We start from the raw sequence: 18,319 nt of genomic DNA on the forward strand, positions 1-18,319 counted from the left end.
CAGTCGGTTGCGATAATCATATGTGTATTGATACGATAGGTTGTTTAGTGTAGCGATGTCTGTTAAACCCTCTGCCTTTGGAGGTAAAACAAAGGTCAGATTTCCGTAAATATCATAAATGTAATAGGTGTCATGAGCTGCATTAGTTGCGGTAATATTTCCATTTATATCCTTGTAATTGGAATAAGTACGTTTTAAAATTACTTGACCTTCTTTATTTTTAAACTCTTCGGTTGTTTTGTTGTTTAAATCAGAAGCACTCCAGTTTTCGTCTTTAGTAATGGTTTTGTAAAGTTCGTTAGGGGAGTAAAATCCACCATTTGCAGTAGCTACTGTTAGTGTAGGAGTATAGGTGTTGTTTGCAAAAGAGAGGGCAACGAGATATAATTTGACATCATTTGCTATATTGGTTTGATACTCTAGTTTTATGGTATGATTGTTTGCCATTGCCCAATCATTTCCGGGAGCCGCTTGTTGTAATACTCTGTTTAAAGGAGAAGATTCCAACGATTTTTCACTGAAGGGATTGACTGTGTTTTCATATTTTAGAGTATTATAAAAACCATTTGTAGCTGTTAAGGCATTTGTTTTTAAATACTCATTCCCCGCATTTGTAAAGGCATACGGCAAATACTCTTTCACTTGACGACCAAAAGCATCATACTCCATATAAGTTACGATGTCTGAAGCATCAAAATCAGCACTTAATCCTGTAACTGAAGCTTCTGTGCCATCCAGTTTTTGAACTGTGGGGTTATAAAAATACTGACTAGTGTTGGTATCGGTGGCATAATACAAGTAACTTCTAAAATAAGCATCTGTTGTAGTACTACTCCATTTGAAATCAGGACCGCCTATCACTTTATTTCCAGCTGTGTCGTAAACTCCGCTTAAGCCGGAGTCACCACCTGAATATGAAGCTGGTTGTATCATTCCTACCATAAGGTACCATGTGTCTAAGGCGGGCAGATTACCATACCAAAAATAAGGATTATTATTAGCGGATCCATCCAAATTCACTACATTTTGTGTTCCGTGATAAGTAGTGCCGTTTTGACTGCCAGTACGTTTTACCCAAACTGCATAACGATATGCAACAGTTTTATCAACCGGAATCGTGATTGAATTCCAACCGCCGTCAGCATCATTAGCAGCATCATTGACACATTGCCATAAAACCGCATTTTTCCCAAAAGGTCCCACACCATTTATTCTCACATTTTCTGCAGTATCCCCATTTTGATTGAAAAAAGGACTTGCAGATCCGCTACTGATGGTCCAGGTGTTTCTCCAATCTAAAAGATTGTTATTAATCTTATTTGATCCTTGTGCAATTCCTATGGATTGTATGGGGCGACCAAGTCCATCAAAATAAGTTACACTTTGATTTATTTCTGCTTTGGTCAGGGTATTGTAATTGGCAGCCTGAATCGGTTTTTGAGGAGCTGCTGAATAAATAAAATTTTCATTATTTAAGGTTTGAGCGATGCTATTTAGACTTGATAGTACTAACAAAACAACTATTAGAATATGTTTTTTCATGATTTTTTTAATTTAATATCCAACTTCGTCAAATCCTTGTGCCGCAGTACTACATTGCACGGTTATTACTTCAGACCCTATTTTAGTTAATGTGTCAGAAATAAGATTGTTACTTAAATTATTTGCGGTAAACAAAATCCCTCTTACTGAGCTGGTTATTGTTAAACTTTTGTAGTAATTACTTGACGCAATTACTGTCACGTAAAAAGTATCTCCAGCAGCTAAAATCCCGTTTATAGTACCAGATGCTGACAGTGTTAAGTAGCTGCCATCATTTTTATAAAAAGTACCAGTACCATTAATTCCGTCAAAGCTTAAGGAGCATGCATCTGTATAAGGATCAGAAGTTGTAGCCATTACTACAGCAGCGGATAATGTGCTATCACCAGCAGTATTATAGGCGAGAACTTGTACATTGTAAGAAGTATCAGCTGATAGACCTGATAGAGTGCCAGACCCTGTAGTTGTAGCACTTACATAGACTCCATTTTGATAAATTTTATATCCGGTTGCGCCAGAAACAGCATTCCAAGAAAAGTTGATTATAGATGCAGTTACACTTGTAGACGCTAATCCTATGGGTGCTAATGGTATGGTACTGCTATTGTCACAATTTGAAGACTGTCCTTTATAATTGTAGCAATATCTTTGAAGAATATTTGAGTTATTATCTTTAATAAATTGTAATCTGTTAAAGCTGTCGTATTCGTAATACGTTATTAATCCTTTTGGATCTGTAATTGTACTGATTCCTACAAGCGGTTTATAGGTATAAGTGGTGACCATTATATTAGAAAGAGAACTGTTAGTTCGCAGACTGTTAATTGCTGTTAAATTAGTCTCATTAAGTGAACTCAAATCACTTACCCCTAGGGCAGTTGCTATTTGTGTGCTAGTTGTATTCTCTATTTTTGCAATTGGTTCTGTTTTGTTATACCCCCATAGCATAGTAACAGAAGAACCATTTTCAGGAGTAAATTGTAATAAACTACCATTAGTATTATATTTATCCGAAGTCACCTTTTTCTCTAATTGTCCTACATTGGGAGTTGCAATAATAGGGAGTATATTAGGGAATTTAGCGGCATAAATACTTTTAGGCAGTAATAGAAAGTTTGTTGAGGCATCATTAGCATAAACAGTTTTTTGTTCGTATAGTTTTGTTGATCCGTTGAAAGATTCTAATTTTATAGGTGTAGCTTTTCTGTTTTGAATTAATAAATCTTGCATCAAGGGTTCTGTGTCCAATTCACGGGGATAATACATTTTGGTAATTAATTGATCCCCTTTACTATTAGTCACAGTGGTCTTGGTTGGTTGAAAATGATTTGTTCCAGCATATTCGTAATCACTTGTAGCTGTTACAGATAACCCACCAAGGTTAGTTGTTTCTGTTTCAGTTTTAAGAGTTTTTATTTGTCCTTTTAAAGTATATGGATAATATATACAGCCATATTCATTCTTGTTTACATTTAATCCTACAACTGGGTATGTAGTTAAAGTATAATTATTATTATAGTTATAAACAGTTTCATTATTTTTTTTAATGTTATTATTTTGATCGTAATTAATTACAGAATATTTTTCACCTGCTAAAAGAGATTGGAATTTAGGTTCAGCGGGAATTTGTTTCGGTTGTGCATATCCGTTAAGTTCAAAGTAGGATTTATATGTATTAAAGTTAGATTCAGTTTTTCCATTACCATCCGTTTCTACAACCTTTCCATAAGTAATATCGGGGCCCATAAAATTAACATCCAAGAGGTCAGTTCCTGAGGATACATAATAATAATATCCTGATATATAATTCGAGTTATTGTTAATGATATAATTCTTGAAACTATTAACATTGTAATTACTTAATATTGATGGGTAACTCAGTAATTCATTGAAGGAGTTCAAGTAGTTATAATCAATTTTATAAATTGGTTTTGGGTTTGAAGTTGTTTTAGGTTGAAAATAAGTGTAATTGAGATCTTTTGCATTGGTGTTGTCATAATTTTTATGGGTAATTTTCTTCACTCTTAGCCCCCCTACATCATAAATATAAATTATAGGAACTCTGATTATACTACTGGTATTAATATTACACATATAATTCATTCCATTACTTCCTCCATAACCTTGCACAATTAAAGTATATTGCCTTTGATCTACCAATAAATCTTTATCAACTGGAACTTGTACTGTTTTTGATGTTAGTAATCCTTGATAATTAGTTTGAGCAATAACTGTATTTGTCACATTATCGACTATTGAAGCTGCTCTGGAAATACTAGAGGAACATCCACTCCCTCCTGTTGGGTTATAATTTAAAAAAGTCTGCAAAAGTAATGTTTCATTATCGCTGGCATTGTAAGTAAAAACAGAAGAGTAAGTTCCAGATGTTGATTGTGTAGAAGATATATTAGCTAATGTTCCTAAAGGATGTTCAACATCATATTTAAAATCTGTAGGAACATCCGATTGATGTGGTTCATATTCAAAATTTACTGTTCCTTTAGTCGGATACGTGATTTTTTCAAGGACACCTGCTTTAGCAAAAGAGAAATCGACTACACGATTTGCATAAATCGATGGCTCTTGAGAAAATTTATGTATTGGAACAAGCGAAGGATTATTGATTTTCCCATTATAATATCCCCATTTATCTTGTGCATAAGATAGTTTATTTGGTAATACTTGCGTATTGTAGTCAAAAACATAAGGCTTAGTGATTGAACCATCACAATTAGATTCTGTAAAACTGTTCAATATTAATCGTGTTTTTAAAACAGTGGAATTTGGTTGACTGGCAGGTCCAGCCGGTAAGGCATCGCTTGAAACGGTTGTACTGTAATTAAAATTAAACTTTTTAATACAAATACCATCTTGCATAATTTGTATTTCGTCAAGTCTTTTAGCTGTGATAACTCCAGAATTATTGCTTAGTGGAGCTAAATCATTCCTTGTACTATAAATAAAAGATATTTCTGTAGTACCGGCTTTAATTTTACTAATTAATTTTGACATTACATGATTCTCTATATTTGGTCCATTTGCACCTCCTGAGAAAATTTCTGGATTAGTACTGTTATCAGAATATGGACTCTGTGCAAAATATTCATATCCGGCTGCTTCTCCTACACTGCCACATTGAGATCCGTTTTGTAAAGAAGGAATACAAGGAGTTGTTATTTTACTCGGAGCTTTGTTTATTATAGTAGAGTAATTGTTATCTGTATATTCTATTGTTATTTTATCATTAGTAGCATAATTTGAAATTTCATTTAAAAGCCAAGCATTTGTTTTACATTCATAGCTTGGATCCCCAACATTTGAAATTATAGATTGCTCTTTTAAGTTATTTGCTCCAAAAGTATATTTTATTCCTTTTGGTGAAGTAGCATTCCAGGAATCAAAAAGACTATTAGCAGAAGTAATTCCATTATTTACATTAATGACAAAATCAGTGTTTTCTAAATATACGACTTCTCTATGATCATTAAAAACAAATTTTGAGCCACCTTCGGGTGTACTGAAATAGAACAAATCGGGTTGTGCATCTAAATAACTTTGAAAAACATCATTCATCCAAAAATTAAATTCTCCATATCGGTTTACGGGTTGTCCCGTCTCTGAATAAGTATTCAAAGTACTATTCAAATTGCGTAATCCATAATCCAAATAATATCCAGATGTTTGTATTCTACTTACCCTTTTATAGCCATACGAATTACCTTCATCAGGCCCACCTTTTACAATACGACTAACGGTACCGCCGACAATTAAACTCCATTTAAGTCCAACAGAGGACGATATGTCTTCCACTTTTACACCCGAAGCATCATATTCAAGAGATATTGGTAATGACATTCCACCATAGCTCAGATTATAGATTGGAATACTTATTTGTGGCGTTCCAGAAACCAAATTCACGGGCATATTTATATATTGCTCGAATTTGTTTACTTCTGGTGATTTTATGGCGGGACGCAGGTCAGTACTGACTTGAGATTTGCTTATTTGTGGAAAAAACATGATCAATAAAATAAAAAGTAAGCTAAATTGTTTCTTCATTTGTTTTCAGTTTTAAGTTTAAAGTAGGAGGTTATGTTTTTCTTTTTTTTTGTTAATTTTGAGAGGGTGATAGAAGTTTTTTGTAATCGACTATCTCGTTGCCTTAACTATTGTTATTTATTAAATTTAAAATTAATTTAATACAATATTAACAAATTATTTCTTAAACATATATAAGTTTTCATAAAATACTTCTTCTTTTATTTTAATTGTAGGATTTTGAACAAAATGTATATATTTGCTATTGTTAAATAATTGAAGCATGAAAAAACATTTTTTTAAAAGACTGGATTCCTTTAATCTTCAAGAAATGCTTATTGTATTGGCTATTATTGGCATTCTGTTGTTAATTGCATTACCTAATTTGATGCCTTTAATAACTAAAGCCAAAAGTGTTGAAGCACAAATACAACTCAAGGCTATTTATAATGCCGAGAAGCAATATTATTTTATGTATTCTAAATACAATTCTAATTTTGAAGAAATTGACTTTGAAGCTCCAAAAACGGTTAAAGAAAATGGCAGTGCTAATTATGCTTATGAAATTATTCAATCTTCCAATACTGAATTTAAGGTAAGAGCTACTGCCCTGACTGATTTTAATGGGGATGGTATTTTTAATGTGTGGGAAATAGATCAGAGTGGTCTCCCAAAACAAATAACCAACGACTAATGTGGTTTTTGAGGCTTTTGCTCATTGGTGTGTTTTTAATCATTTTCATTCAGGATTGTAAAGACCGGAAAGTATATTGGTTTCTTTATCCTATCGTGGGTGTTTTGGTATTTGTTTTGCAAATGGAGGTTGTGCCTATTTACTACTTGGCTGTCAACGCTGGTTTTAATTTGTTGTTTGTTTTTGTTTTGCTTTTTGTTTGCTACTTATATGCTGTTTTAAAATTGAAAAAGCCTTTATTAAAGGAAGTCTTTGGATTGGGTGATGTTTTATTTTTTATTTTTATGGCGTTTTCATTTTCAATAATTTCTTTCTTTGTTCTCTTTGTATTTGCATTGGTATTTTCTTTACTATTGCATTCCGTTTTGCAACACAAGCAGATTGTAAAAACAGTTCCGCTAGCGGGGTATATGTCTTTGTTTTTTGGAGTAGTATATGTCTTTGTCTTTTTTTGTGAACCTAACTTTTTATATGCTTATTAAAAATGACTGATTTTAACATCCCTATAGCCATTCAACAGCTTGTTAAAGCCGAACAGGCATTTCATTATAGAATAATTCCTTTTGACAAAATAGGGAAACAAATTATATTAAAAACTGATGTTGCAGACATTGTCAGTTTACAATCAGAGTTGTCTATTTTATTGAGTTTTCCTACTCAACTGGTTGAAGACACTACTGAAAATATTAATCGCTATCTAAGTACTAATTACCGAAAATCATCTGCCCATACAGTTTCCAGCATTCATTATTCGATTGATTTCCTTGAAAAAATATTAGTCAACGCCAAAGAAATTGGCAGTAGTGACATTCACTTTGAACCTTATGAGAAAAATGCACGGGTGCGTTTTCGATTGGATGGAAAGTTAAAAGAACAGTTTCATATTGCAATAGATGAATACCCCATCCTTATCAACAAAATAAAAATTAGGGCACAACTTGATATTTCCGAGAAGCGATTGCCTCAGGATGGAAGGATTACCATAGTAACAGATCAAGAAGATTTTGATATTCGGGTGTCTATTTTGCCTACGCTACATGGAGAAAAAGTGGTTTTACGTATTTTGAGTAAAGACACCAGTCATATTGATATTAATGCGCTTGGTTTTACGGAAAAGGAACTAATTACGTATCTTGAAAATATTAAAAAACCAAATGGGATTGTTCTTATTTCTGGTCCTACGGGTTCTGGAAAGACAACAACTTTGTATGCGACATTAAAAAAACTAAACCTTCCTAATACTAATATATTAACGGTTGAAGATCCTATTGAATATACTCTTGAAGGAATTAATCAAGTGCAGTTACGCGAAAATATCGGGCTTGATTTTGCTGCAACACTTCGTACTTTTTTACGGCAAGATCCTGATATTATAATGGTTGGTGAAATACGCGATGTCAATACTGCTAATATGGCTATTAGAGCTGCCTTGACCGGACATCTTGTTTTATCAACGATTCATACCAATTCGGCTTGGGCTACCGTATCCCGCCTCATAGATATGGGAATTCCCTCTTTCTTGATTGCCAGCACACTTAATTTAAGTGTTGCCCAACGTCTAGTAAGGAAACTTTGTAATCAATGCAAATCAGAGAAACCTATTCATGCCTCATTATTCCCAACGGGATTTAAAATACCTAAAAAAATGCAAATACATTACGAAGCCGTGGGTTGTGAACAGTGTTATCATACTGGTTATTCCGGAAGAAAAGCCATTTATGAAATTCTTCCTATAGACAATGAGCTTTCTACTTTGATCAAAAACAATCAGTTGGAGATTGATCATTATATCGAAGAAAAAGAGATTTTTACTTTGAAAAAAAATGCCCTATCATTAATAAAAGAAGGGATAACATCTATAGATGAGGTTTTTTCTTTACTCTTGTAATGTAAACTTAATATTAGCCGACTCAATTAGTCCCCATTCATGAAAAAAATTACAACTCTCCTTTTACTATTTATTTTTCAATTTGCTTTTGCTCAAGAGAATAGAATTCAACAACTTAAAAATAATATGGATGCCATTAGTGCAGATGCGCCTGGTCTATCTGAAAAAATAAATATTAATATTAAAGAAGCTTCACTTTCCAGTTTTTTATTGGCTGTTTCAGAAGTTCACAAATTAAACATCAGTGTTGCTCCAAACTTGAGTCAAATAAACATTGTTAATAATTTTACTGATGTAAGTGTTGCCGATTTATTGGTATTTCTATGTAAAGAGTACAATCTTACTATTGATTTTTCGGGAAACATTCTCGCTATCAAGTCGTATGAAAAGCCGATTGAAAAATCGATTGAAAAAACAATTGATGCGAAATATGATTCGTCAAATGATTTGCTCTCTCTTAATTTAAAAGAAGACAAATTGTATGATGCTTTCAAAAAAATAATGAATGAAAGCGGAAAAAATATCGTTTATGCCCCGGGTCTAGAGAATCAGATGCTAACTGTATATATCAAAAGTATACCTTTTGATGCGGCTTTAAATAAATTAGCCTATGCAAATAATCTTAGCGTTATAAAATCCAAAGATAATTTCTATATTTTTGACCAGTTAGAAGGTAACTATTCTCCGGAAAACAGTGCTGATAAAAATGGAACTGCTGTTAGGCAAAATAAACCGCAGCGCTCCAGAAAATCAAATTTTTTCTTTACTGTGGTAGATGCCGATAGAAAAATACTGGATGTAGATTTTGAAAACACACCCATTTCGAGTATTGTTTATGACATAGGGCATGAATTGGATATTGATCTATTTGTTTCAAGTCCTCTGGAAAATGCAGGTTATGCTACCGTTAAAGCTAAGAATATTTCATTCGATGCGCTTTTAGTTAAATTATTCGAAACCAGAGCAGAAGGCAAAGCGCAATCCAATAATTCCTCACCGTCCCAAAACAACAATGATGCCTCTTCGGCTTCCACTGGTGAAGGGTATACATTTATGAAAAAAGGGTCTATTTATTTTTTTGGAACTAAAAATCAAATGGTTGTCAGAGCCGTAAAATCGATTCCATTGATGCACCGTTCAATTGAGTTATTAAAGGACCCTTCGAAAGAAGGAAGAAGTGCGGGGAGGTTGAATACGAATACCAGTTTCACGAATTATAATTCTAATTCAAATTCGTCTGACAATAAAAGTAACTCAAATTTCCAAAACCAAAATAATAACTCATCATCTGGCAGCAGTAATGCTTCTGAATCTATTTTGACCATTATTCCCGATGAAATAAAAAAAGATTTAGATATTAAGATTGATAAAGAATTGAATAGTTTCTTGGTTAATGGTCCTGCAGCCAGCATTGAACGTTTTGAGTCTTTTATAAAATACATTGACAAAGCCGTTCCTGTTATATTAATTGAAGTTATGCTTTTGGAAGTCAATAAGAGTGCAACTGTAGAAACGGGAATCAGTGCCGGAATTGGCGATAAACCAGTTACGACTTCAGGAACTGTATTCCCTAATGTCGACATTAATCTTGGTGCTCAAACCATCAACAAAATTATTAATGGTTTTGACGGTTTTGGTTCTCTAAATGTTGGAAGTGTAGTGCCTAATTTTTATTTGAGTCTTAAAGCAATGGAAACTAATGGAAATTTAAAAATTCGTTCCTCTCCCAGATTATCAACATTAAATGGCCATAAAGCTTATTTATCCATTGGCGAAACGACCTATTATGTTGTTACGAACCAGAATTTTTACGGTTCCCAGATTCCACAAGCGTCAGAGGTTAAAAATTATCAGCCTATTGATGCCGAATTATCTGTAACTATCATGCCTTTGGTTTCCGGGGATGGTCAAATAACGATGGATATTAAGGTTATACAATCAAGTTTTAACGGTCAAAAAGTAGATAAAAATGCGCCTCCTGGAATTAACTCCAGAGAGTTCACTTCTATCATTCGTGTAAAAGACCAAGATTTAATTGTTTTGGGTGGTCTTGAAGAGTCGGTTAAAAATGATTCAGGCACTGGTGTCCCAATATTAGCTCGAATTCCTGTTATCAAATGGTTGTTTAGTTCCAGAAAACGCGAAGACTCCAAGAAAAAGTTATCGGTATTAATTAAACCTACTGTTATTTACTAATGAATATCCCTTCGTTAACCAATATTTTACTTGGCAAACGATACATTGGTATCGAGCATTTTTCTTTAGATACAAAGGAAATGATTGCTGTTTTGCTTATTGAAAAGAAAAAAGAAGAACTAATAATTACTAAAAAAGATAAAGTCTCCTATTCAGAAACGGTACCTGAGAAATGGGACAAGAACCTTCCTTTTTTTCTTATTATTAATACTAGTCAGGTCATTCAGAAAGAAGTACAGGGTATAGATACTCAAGATGAAAAACTTCTTCATAAAGCTTTTCCGAATACCAATTGGGAGGAATTCTATTTTGAAATTTGGAGGTTAAAGACAAAATCTATAGTTGCTATTAGTAGAAAAACCTATGTAGATGAATTGTTATTTAATTACCAAAAACAAGGGATTTCTATTGCCGGGATTAGTCTGGGTGTTTGTTCTATTGAAGAAATAATTAAATATTCTGAAGCGAATGAATTGTTTACCAATCATCAAACTGTTTCTTGGAGTGAAGAAATTCCAATCATTGCAACAAATGCTACAGATGTAAATGTTACTTTTAATATAAACGATCTGTCTATTCAAAACAGTCATTTATTGGCTTTTTCAGGGATCTTGCGATTATTGCTTAATGGAACTGCTAATACTGGGAATCTAATCAATTATAGCCACGAACTTCATGAGAATTATAAGCAACGCAGTTTCTTTTCGAAAGGATTAAAGGTGATGATTGGTGTACTTCTCACTATTTTGTTAATTAACTTTTTCACCTTTACCCACTATTATAAATTAGCTGAAGAAACATCGGAAAGTCTTTTGTTGAGTAAATCTTCGCTCGAAGAAGTGATTAAAATGAAGCAACGCATTCAAGAGAAAGAACAAAAAGTAAAAAATATGTCGGCAATAACAGGTTCGCAAAGTTCGCTTGTCATTAATGAAATCACGAAGAGGATTCCAAAGTCGATTTTGCTGACCGAATTGGTGTATCATCCCTTAGAAAAAAATATCAAAACTGAGGAAGCGATTGTAACGCAAAAAAAAATAATCATTCTTTCCGGTACCACTATCGACAATGCCGCTTTTACCCATTGGATTGAAGCAATTGATCAATTTAAATGGATGAATCAGGTTGTCATTACTCGTTTTGGAAAAAATGATCTGAATGAAACGGAATTTTCTATTAAACTCACCTTGAAATAGCATGATACTAAATAGAAAAAATAAATTACTTCTTTGTGGGTTTCTCGTAGCATTATATATCTGTTACTCTTTTGCGATTTCGAATACTATACGCTATTACAAAGAGTATAGTTCGAAAAATACTATGATTACCGATAATACCAGTTCTCCAAAATTAGGACATCAGCTCAGTCAAAAAGAGAAAGAATTGGATTTGTTATTGTCCCGCTATAACATTACTGCTTCGGAATCTTTTCAAAACGATTTGTTAAAACAATTAAACACCTACAGCGATTCCTTTAAACTAAAAATTATAGATTTTAAAGAGCCACATGTTATATCCGAAAAAGGGTTCGTCAGTACAAGCTACATTTTTTCTTTGGAAGGGTCTTTTAATGGTTGTCTGGCATTGCTCAACAAAATCGAACACAATCCCTCACTTGGCAGTATAAAACATTTGAATTTCACAAAAAAAAGAAATAATAAAACCAATGCGGATCAATTATATGTTGAAGTGATTCTGCAGAAGAATAGGGGGCTTTGATTTTAAAAAAACATATATATAAAAGAATATTTTATTTGTAGCACTTTTGGCTAAATCATCGTCTTTGGGGCAGAATACTTTTCCGGCAAGAGTTAACGTGGGTTTTGGCACGACAAACCCCACAGCGAAACTAGAGGTTACGGGCAGAGCATTTAAAGTTGGCAATGAAGAAAACAGAAATTTTTCAGTGTCATTTCCAAATGTCACAGCAAATCAAGCAATTGATATAAGATGCGGAAATACTTATATCAATGGTTTTATTGAGCTAGAAATCACCAGTACATATTCTGATCAAAATTCTGTTGGAGTAGTTAAAAAGATTTATGGAGTTGGAGCCAATCCAAATGGAGCAATTTGGAACACAACTACTGCAAGAGTTGTGGAATCCGAGGGAGAGGTTGCAAATAATTTTACCATTGGTCTTTTTTCGGGGGTTACAGCTACTTTTAATTGATTCAGATTGAATCTAGTTGCAATGCGTGTTTTGGCTTGTACTACGTTTAATTTTTCGTGGTTGTTTTTTACTATAAATTGGGATTGTTGCTGAATTGCGTAGCTAGCATTTTTGATGCGGTTTTCATTAGTGTTCAAAATAGAAACTGTTATCGAGCGAAACAATTTAAGTTCTGATTCTAGTTTTGTCTTTTCCTCTCTTAGTAATCTTCTGGATTTGTCCGCAATCTTTTCTTTGGCCTTTTGAATTGGAACCGAAAAATTATGGAATTTTTGAATGAGGAACTCGGCGAGCTTTGTTGGTGTTATTGCATTGGTATGTGCAATCATTTCGCATACCGTTTCATTTGTGACATGGCCGGTACCGGTAATAACTGGGATAGGGAATAGGGCAATTGCTTTGGCCAATTCATAATTGTTATAGCATGACAAGCCCACATCACCGCCGCCACCTCTAATGATGGCGACTGCATCGAAATAATGGATTACTTTTTTAATTCTTTTTAATTGTGCCATGATGCCAGTAACTGCTTTGTCTCCCTGCAGTATGGATGGAAATAAAAGATACAAGAACTTGTAATTCCACGAATTTTTATCAATTACATCTATAAAATCACCAAAGCCTTTGCTGGTTGCTACCGAAATTATCGTAATTCTTTGCGGTAAAAAAGCGAGTGCTAATTCTTTGTTTTGATCGTAAATACCCTCCAGCTTTAGCTTTTTGATCGTTTCTCGCTTTTCATTTTCTAAATCTCCTAACGTGTATTGCGGATCAATATCTATTATTTGAAGTGGACTTGCTAACTTTACCTGCATAAAAAGTTAAGAATAAAACCTTAATTTTAACATATGAAACAAGTGCGTAAAATTTATGACCGAGCTTTTAAAGAGAAAGCCGTTCAATTGAGTTATGAGAGACATAACATCTCAGAACTGGCCAGAGAATTAGGAGTTACAGCTCCACAATTGTATAAATGGAGAAAAGAGTACGAAGAGTTTGGACAAGGAAGTTTTCCAGGTAATGGCAATTTAAAGCAAACGCCAGAACAGGAGCTAATTTTTGAGCTTGAAAGAAAACTCAAAGATGCGGAACTAGAGCGTGATATATTAAAAAAAGCAATTGGCATCTTTTCCAAAAACGGTCGATGATTTATGCTTTCATCAGAAACAATGAAAAGATATTTCCGATTGAAAAGATGTGTAAAGTATTGCAAGTTGGTCAAAGAAGTTATTATCAATGGAAAAGTCGGTCTGTTTCAGATAGAAAACAAAGAGTTGAGCTTGTTAAAGAAAAAATAACATCCATTTATTTTAATTCAAAACAAAGATATGGAAGTCCAAGAATGACTGCCGAGTTGGCTTCTTTAGGCAATAAATCATCAAGGATTACAGTTGCTAAATATATGAATCAACTGGGTTTACGAAGTAAATTAAGCAAGAAATTCAAGGTTACCACAAATTCTAAGCATAAGTATTTAATTGTACCCAATGTTTTAAATAGGGAATTTTCGGTTACAGAACCTTCAAAAGTTTGGGTATCGGACATTACTTATATTCGAGTAAAAGAAGGGTTTTTATATTTAACAACCGTTTTAGACCTCTATAACAGAAAAATTATAGGTTGGAGTCTAAGTAAGGGGATGAGTGTAGAGGAAACTTCTTTGGCGGCTTGGAGAATGGCTATTAAAAACCGAAGCATTGAAAAAGGATTGATATTTCATTCTGACCGAGGCATTCAATACGCCAGCAAGAAGTTTACTAATGTGATTGATTCCTATAAAATGGTTACAAGGAGTATGAGTAGAAAAGGGAATTGTTGGGATAATGCAGTAGCTGAGAGCTTTTTTAAGACTTTGAAAACCGAACAAATTTATGGTAATAAACTTATATCAAAAGAGCAAATGGAACTCGATATATTTGAATTTATTGAAATCTGGTACAACAGAAAAAGAAGGCATTCCGCCTTAGATTACAAAACAATAGAAGAATTCTGGAAACAGAAAAATAATTTTAAAAATGTTGCTTAACTAAGATTGCGGGTTTTATTTGCATATCCAAAGAATCGATTGAATTTGAAATCAAATTACTAAAAATAGTATTCATATCCATTTCAAAAGCCCTAAATAAGTATTTTGCTTTAGTGTCTTTTTTGATTACTAACTCAATATTTCTATTTTTAAGAACATTTTTCCATTCTTGAGATAGAGAATCAAAGTATTTAATAAAATTTAGGTTGCCTCTTTTACGTTTGTCTTTTTTAACAGCAGTTAAGGAGTAATCAACCCAATGGATGATTTTTTCGGTATCTAATTTTAGTGATTTAATGATGTTAATTCCATCATTATATTCTATTTTTTTCTTTGATTCATTAGAAACTAAATCGGTATAAATATTTTCTAAATCGTTAATGTCATCAAAATTATTTTTTATTTCTTTGAGTTCGTGAGCAAAAGATGAAACAATCAAACCAAGACTTGCTAAACCACGTATTTGAACTATTTCTTCATTATCCTTTTCAATTTTTTCATCATCAATAGCTTTAAAAGTATCTTTGAATGCTTCTTCATACTTTTTCCTTTCCTCTTCATCTCTTTTTTGTTGAAATAAATCTACTGAATTATATTTCTTACCATAAAGTTTTTCTTCAACAACTTTCCTTTCTTCAATGATTTTATTTACTAAATCTTCTGCACGCCTTTGTATTTCATTTTCTCTTAATTTTTCATTAAGAATTTTAAAATGCTTAAAAAACACATTAAGAATTTTAGACCTGTCAACTTCAAATTCTTTGACAACTTTTATAATTATATTCTTGAATATTTCATAAGAATCATTTTCTTGTAAAGCACTTCGGTCAGATTTATCAATTAAATCTGGATTGTTTTTTCTTGAAATTGTAATTATACCAGCCGTTTGTTCGGGTCTAACTCTCCAGTCTCCAATTCTTTGTCCTGCCCCTGCAGGACTTTGTGCAACTCTTGCTCCAAGTTTTAACCAATCATTATCAGTATCGCCATAAGGTCTTACTCTAAAAGAATCTCTATAAATCTTTACACCTCCAAATTTATCTAAAACATTTCTTCTTTCCTTTTGGCTTATTGATTTGAATGGATATCCTTCTTTTAACGAAACATTATATTTCAGATAATAAAAGGTCAAATCAAATGAACCAAGGTCTTTTAATAATTTATTATTATTTTCATCTACTTCCAATTCTAGTAATTCATTGATGCTTTTAGAATATTTAAAAACTTTATTTTCCAAGGTTTTTAAGTCATATGGGGCTTTTGTATTTTTATATAATTCAGAAAATTTTTTCTTAATAACATCAATATCCATCTCATTTCTTGTAATTACGAAATCAACAGAAAGCTTTTCAGCATCATATTTAGCAGTGAGTTTATAATCATAATCATTAAAAAATGCGGTTTCAACTTTTCCAAATTCTTTTGGTTTTTGCAGATGTTGAAAATTTACTTCAAAAGACATATTTAATTCTTTTGGAGGAATCAATGCTTCTAAACTTTTAAAAACACCAGCAATATCTTTTTCAAACCAGTCGTCTTTTAAATTAGATATTTTAAGGACCGTTCCTGTATTAAAGCTTACTTCATTAAATAGATTGTTTATTTTAATATGGTTGAAATTTGTTTTTAAGAATTCTGCAATATTAATATCATTGTCGCTTAAATCAGCAGTAATTTCTGAAATAGATTTATCGGAATTATCGAACTGCTTCCAATCCATTTTCCAATTAAATCCATTATTGTCGTTTGATACCGTCCACATTTCAGCTTTAAAACCTAATCTATCAAGAGCGAATCTTCCAATACCTTTTGCTCCAGTTTTAACTCTTTTATCCTTTGAAATAAATTCAGTTTCTTTATTGCCAGTTCCAATCTTCATCCATTGATTCTCAATCACATCTTTCGACATTCCTTCACCATTGTCAATGATGTAAATATTGCTTAAATCATTGTTTAATATTTTTTTATCAATTCCGTCTTCGTCCTTTTCAATTTTAAATACAATATCAAAAACTACAAGGCAACTTTTTGCATCAGCATCATACGAATTCTTAACCAGTTCAATTATAGCACCTTCTGGGTTAGAAAAGTTTTCTCTTCCCAATAGTTTTCCTGCTCTTGCGGATACAATAAAAGGTATTTTTATCATTTATTTTATTTTAAACTTTATAAGCTTTTTCATCATGGCGCTAATTGCTATGTAAAGTATTACAAAATGGATTTTATAACATTAACAAATATATTCTTTTAAAATTATTCAACAATCTAAAATTGATAAAAAGCTTTATTCGTGGACTCTTATTTACTTTTTGCAATTCCTAACTTATTGGTTGTGTCTCAAAAATTGCTTGCGGCAGTTATTGTATTCATCGGTTAAGCGAGTAATACAACATCTATCTTTTTTTTGATAATAAGTTCTATTTGGATTTTAAAGAATAGGAGGGGAGGTTGTGCTTAGAATGGTAATCCAGACTCCAGCCTAACTGATTTATTTGATTTTTTAAAGTTTTGATATTTTCTATGAGCTCTTCTAGTTGAGAAATCATTTTATTAAAAAGAAACAGAAATTCTGCTGCACTATATTTACTGATATTTATTTTACTAAAATCAGCTTCAGTAGGATAAGCAGCTATTAAATGTTGCTCAATATCAGTACTTTTTATAGCTTCTAAACTATCCTGAACAATTTGTTTTTGATTAATGTTCATATTCGTCCAAATATTTATTTTGTTTTTTTATCTTATAACTTTTTTAACTCATTTCAACAATCTCAATCTCTTCCTCACTCAAACCATATAATTCATACACCATTTTATCAATGGCTTTTTCGGTGGTTTCTATTTGTGATTTTAGAGTTTGGGCTCATATATTTAATAAGTACTTAGGGCTGGAATAAGACATTGGTAATGTGTTTTTTTTTGAGAATCTAAAAATACACAATTTGAAAGTAGTGTAAGAATTTTGTTATTAAAAAAGTAGGTTTATAAAAACACAAACCATACAGTTCAAATTTGTATGGTTTCTTCAAAACTAAGTTGATTAATTAATTTATCTTACGGTTTCCCACATTTTGAGAAAATAATTATTTAATTCGATACCGTTTAGATTGTCTAGAAACAATTGAAAATCGTACAATTTAATCAATCCCTCCATATTAACCGGTACTTGTGCCAACTGCACAAAATTGATGTTTTGGTACAGGGATTTTTCTCCTACAATGTCTTGCATGATGATAAAAATTGCTTGCTGTAACGTCTTTGTATCGCAATACAAATTATAGTTTTTTAGAAAAACTACAATGTCTACCTTATGCGATAATTCATGATACTCAACAGGTAAAAATGTGAGTTCGCTGGCTTTTAATGTAATCTCATGGAAGATATATGGATTGTCAATACCCTTCATGAGTTCGTCAATTCTTTCCAATGGTTGTATAAATGCGGTGAATTTCCAATTCTTTAATTGTGGCGCATTATCGACTAGATCAATTACGTGGTTAAAATATTCCGTGTCGCCATTGGCAGTTAGTATCAATTCTGTTTTTCCATTACTAGATTTTGGAAATACAATCATAAAGTCGATTTCCTTGCAATAGTAGCTGAGGTTTTTGTTTATCCAAAAGCTGATGTGTTTTTGGTTTTTAGGGGTTTCGTTGATGAGGTTTTTGATGGTTTGATTGTTGTCTTGGATCCAGTTCCAGAAAGTGTTAATTTTTTTCATTTTTTTGTAGTGATTGGTGAATAGTGAGTTTTGCCTATCGTC

General features: G+C 32.4%; 14 protein-coding genes. 8 read left to right on the forward strand and 6 right to left on the reverse strand.

Features of this window, described 5'->3' with window-relative positions:
• A partial coding sequence (locus ACFX5F_RS14720; RefSeq protein WP_379852782.1) for a DUF6443 domain-containing protein occupies positions 1 to 1,542 on the reverse strand: 1,542 nt, incomplete at its 3' end.
• Between the two features lie 12 nt (positions 1,543 to 1,554).
• Positions 1,555 to 5,601 (reverse strand): fibronectin type III domain-containing protein, encoded by a 4,047-nt coding sequence (locus ACFX5F_RS14725; RefSeq protein ID WP_379852784.1) that lies wholly within the window; start codon positions 5,599 to 5,601, stop codon positions 1,555 to 1,557.
• Positions 5,602 to 5,863: 262 nt separating this feature from the next.
• Here ACFX5F_RS14725 and ACFX5F_RS14730 point away from each other — a divergent pair, with 262 nt between their 5' ends.
• The 6 genes from ACFX5F_RS14730 (at position 5,864) to ACFX5F_RS14755 (ending at position 12,077) form a co-directional block, all read left to right on the forward strand.
• Positions 5,864 to 6,274, forward strand: coding sequence for a prepilin-type N-terminal cleavage/methylation domain-containing protein (locus ACFX5F_RS14730; RefSeq protein WP_379852786.1), 411 nt, complete (start codon positions 5,864 to 5,866; stop codon positions 6,272 to 6,274).
• Positions 6,275 to 6,498: 224 nt separating this feature from the next.
• Positions 6,499 to 6,756 (forward strand): hypothetical protein, encoded by a 258-nt coding sequence (locus tag ACFX5F_RS14735; RefSeq protein ID WP_379852787.1) that lies wholly within the window; start codon positions 6,499 to 6,501, stop codon positions 6,754 to 6,756.
• 2 nt (positions 6,757 to 6,758) lie between these two features.
• Complete coding sequence (locus tag ACFX5F_RS14740; protein WP_379852788.1) at positions 6,759 to 8,162, forward strand: GspE/PulE family protein; 1,404 nt, start codon at positions 6,759 to 6,761, stop codon at positions 8,160 to 8,162.
• Positions 8,163 to 8,201: 39 nt separating this feature from the next.
• Positions 8,202 to 10,358 (forward strand): type II secretion system protein GspD, encoded by a 2,157-nt coding sequence (locus tag ACFX5F_RS14745; RefSeq protein ID WP_379852789.1) that lies wholly within the window; start codon positions 8,202 to 8,204, stop codon positions 10,356 to 10,358.
• Entirely contained in the window at positions 10,358 to 11,554 is a 1,197-nt protein-coding gene (locus ACFX5F_RS14750; RefSeq protein WP_379852790.1) for a hypothetical protein, read from the forward strand. The genes ACFX5F_RS14745 and ACFX5F_RS14750 overlap by 1 nt, the downstream gene beginning before the upstream one ends.
• A 124-nt stretch (positions 11,555 to 11,678) precedes the next feature.
• On the forward strand, positions 11,679 to 12,077 hold the full coding sequence (locus ACFX5F_RS14755; RefSeq protein ID WP_379852791.1) for a hypothetical protein: 399 nt from the start codon (positions 11,679 to 11,681) through the stop codon (positions 12,075 to 12,077).
• Positions 12,078 to 12,398: 321 nt separating this feature from the next.
• Here the strand turns inward: ACFX5F_RS14755 and xseA are convergent, their stop codons facing one another.
• Positions 12,399 to 13,346 carry an exodeoxyribonuclease VII large subunit gene (xseA, locus tag ACFX5F_RS14760; protein WP_379852792.1) on the reverse strand — a complete coding sequence of 316 codons (948 nt, stop codon included), beginning with the start codon at positions 13,344 to 13,346 and terminating at the stop codon, positions 12,399 to 12,401.
• A 33-nt stretch (positions 13,347 to 13,379) separates the two neighbouring features.
• Between xseA and ACFX5F_RS14765 the strand changes: the two genes are divergently transcribed.
• A complete protein-coding gene (locus ACFX5F_RS14765) occupies positions 13,380 to 13,679 on the forward strand; it encodes a transposase (RefSeq protein WP_379852793.1) in 300 nt (99 codons plus the stop codon).
• On the forward strand, positions 13,676 to 14,557 hold the full coding sequence (locus tag ACFX5F_RS14770; RefSeq protein WP_379852795.1) for an IS3 family transposase: 882 nt from the start codon (positions 13,676 to 13,678) through the stop codon (positions 14,555 to 14,557). The genes ACFX5F_RS14765 and ACFX5F_RS14770 overlap by 4 nt, the downstream gene beginning before the upstream one ends.
• On the opposite strand, the gene ACFX5F_RS14775 is transcribed toward ACFX5F_RS14770, so the two are convergent.
• The 3 genes from ACFX5F_RS14775 to ACFX5F_RS14785 all read right to left on the reverse strand — a co-directional run bounded on the left by ACFX5F_RS14775 (position 14,541) and on the right by ACFX5F_RS14785 (position 18,277).
• Positions 14,541 to 16,706: an ATP-binding protein gene (locus tag ACFX5F_RS14775; protein ID WP_379852796.1), complete on the reverse strand. Its 2,166-nt coding sequence runs from the start codon at positions 16,704 to 16,706 to the stop codon at positions 14,541 to 14,543. The two genes, ACFX5F_RS14770 and ACFX5F_RS14775, sit on opposite strands and share 17 nt — an antisense overlap.
• A 268-nt stretch (positions 16,707 to 16,974) precedes the next feature.
• Positions 16,975 to 17,265 (reverse strand): hypothetical protein, encoded by a 291-nt coding sequence (locus ACFX5F_RS14780; protein ID WP_379852797.1) that lies wholly within the window; start codon positions 17,263 to 17,265, stop codon positions 16,975 to 16,977.
• Positions 17,266 to 17,605: 340 nt separating this feature from the next.
• Positions 17,606 to 18,277, reverse strand: a complete 672-nt coding sequence (locus ACFX5F_RS14785; protein WP_379852798.1) for a hypothetical protein — start codon at positions 18,275 to 18,277, stop codon at positions 17,606 to 17,608.
• Positions 18,278 to 18,319: the final 42 nt, after the last annotated feature.

Source organism: Flavobacterium zhoui, from assembly GCF_042787235.1.
GTDB lineage: Bacteria > Bacteroidota > Bacteroidia > Flavobacteriales > Flavobacteriaceae > Flavobacterium > Flavobacterium zhoui.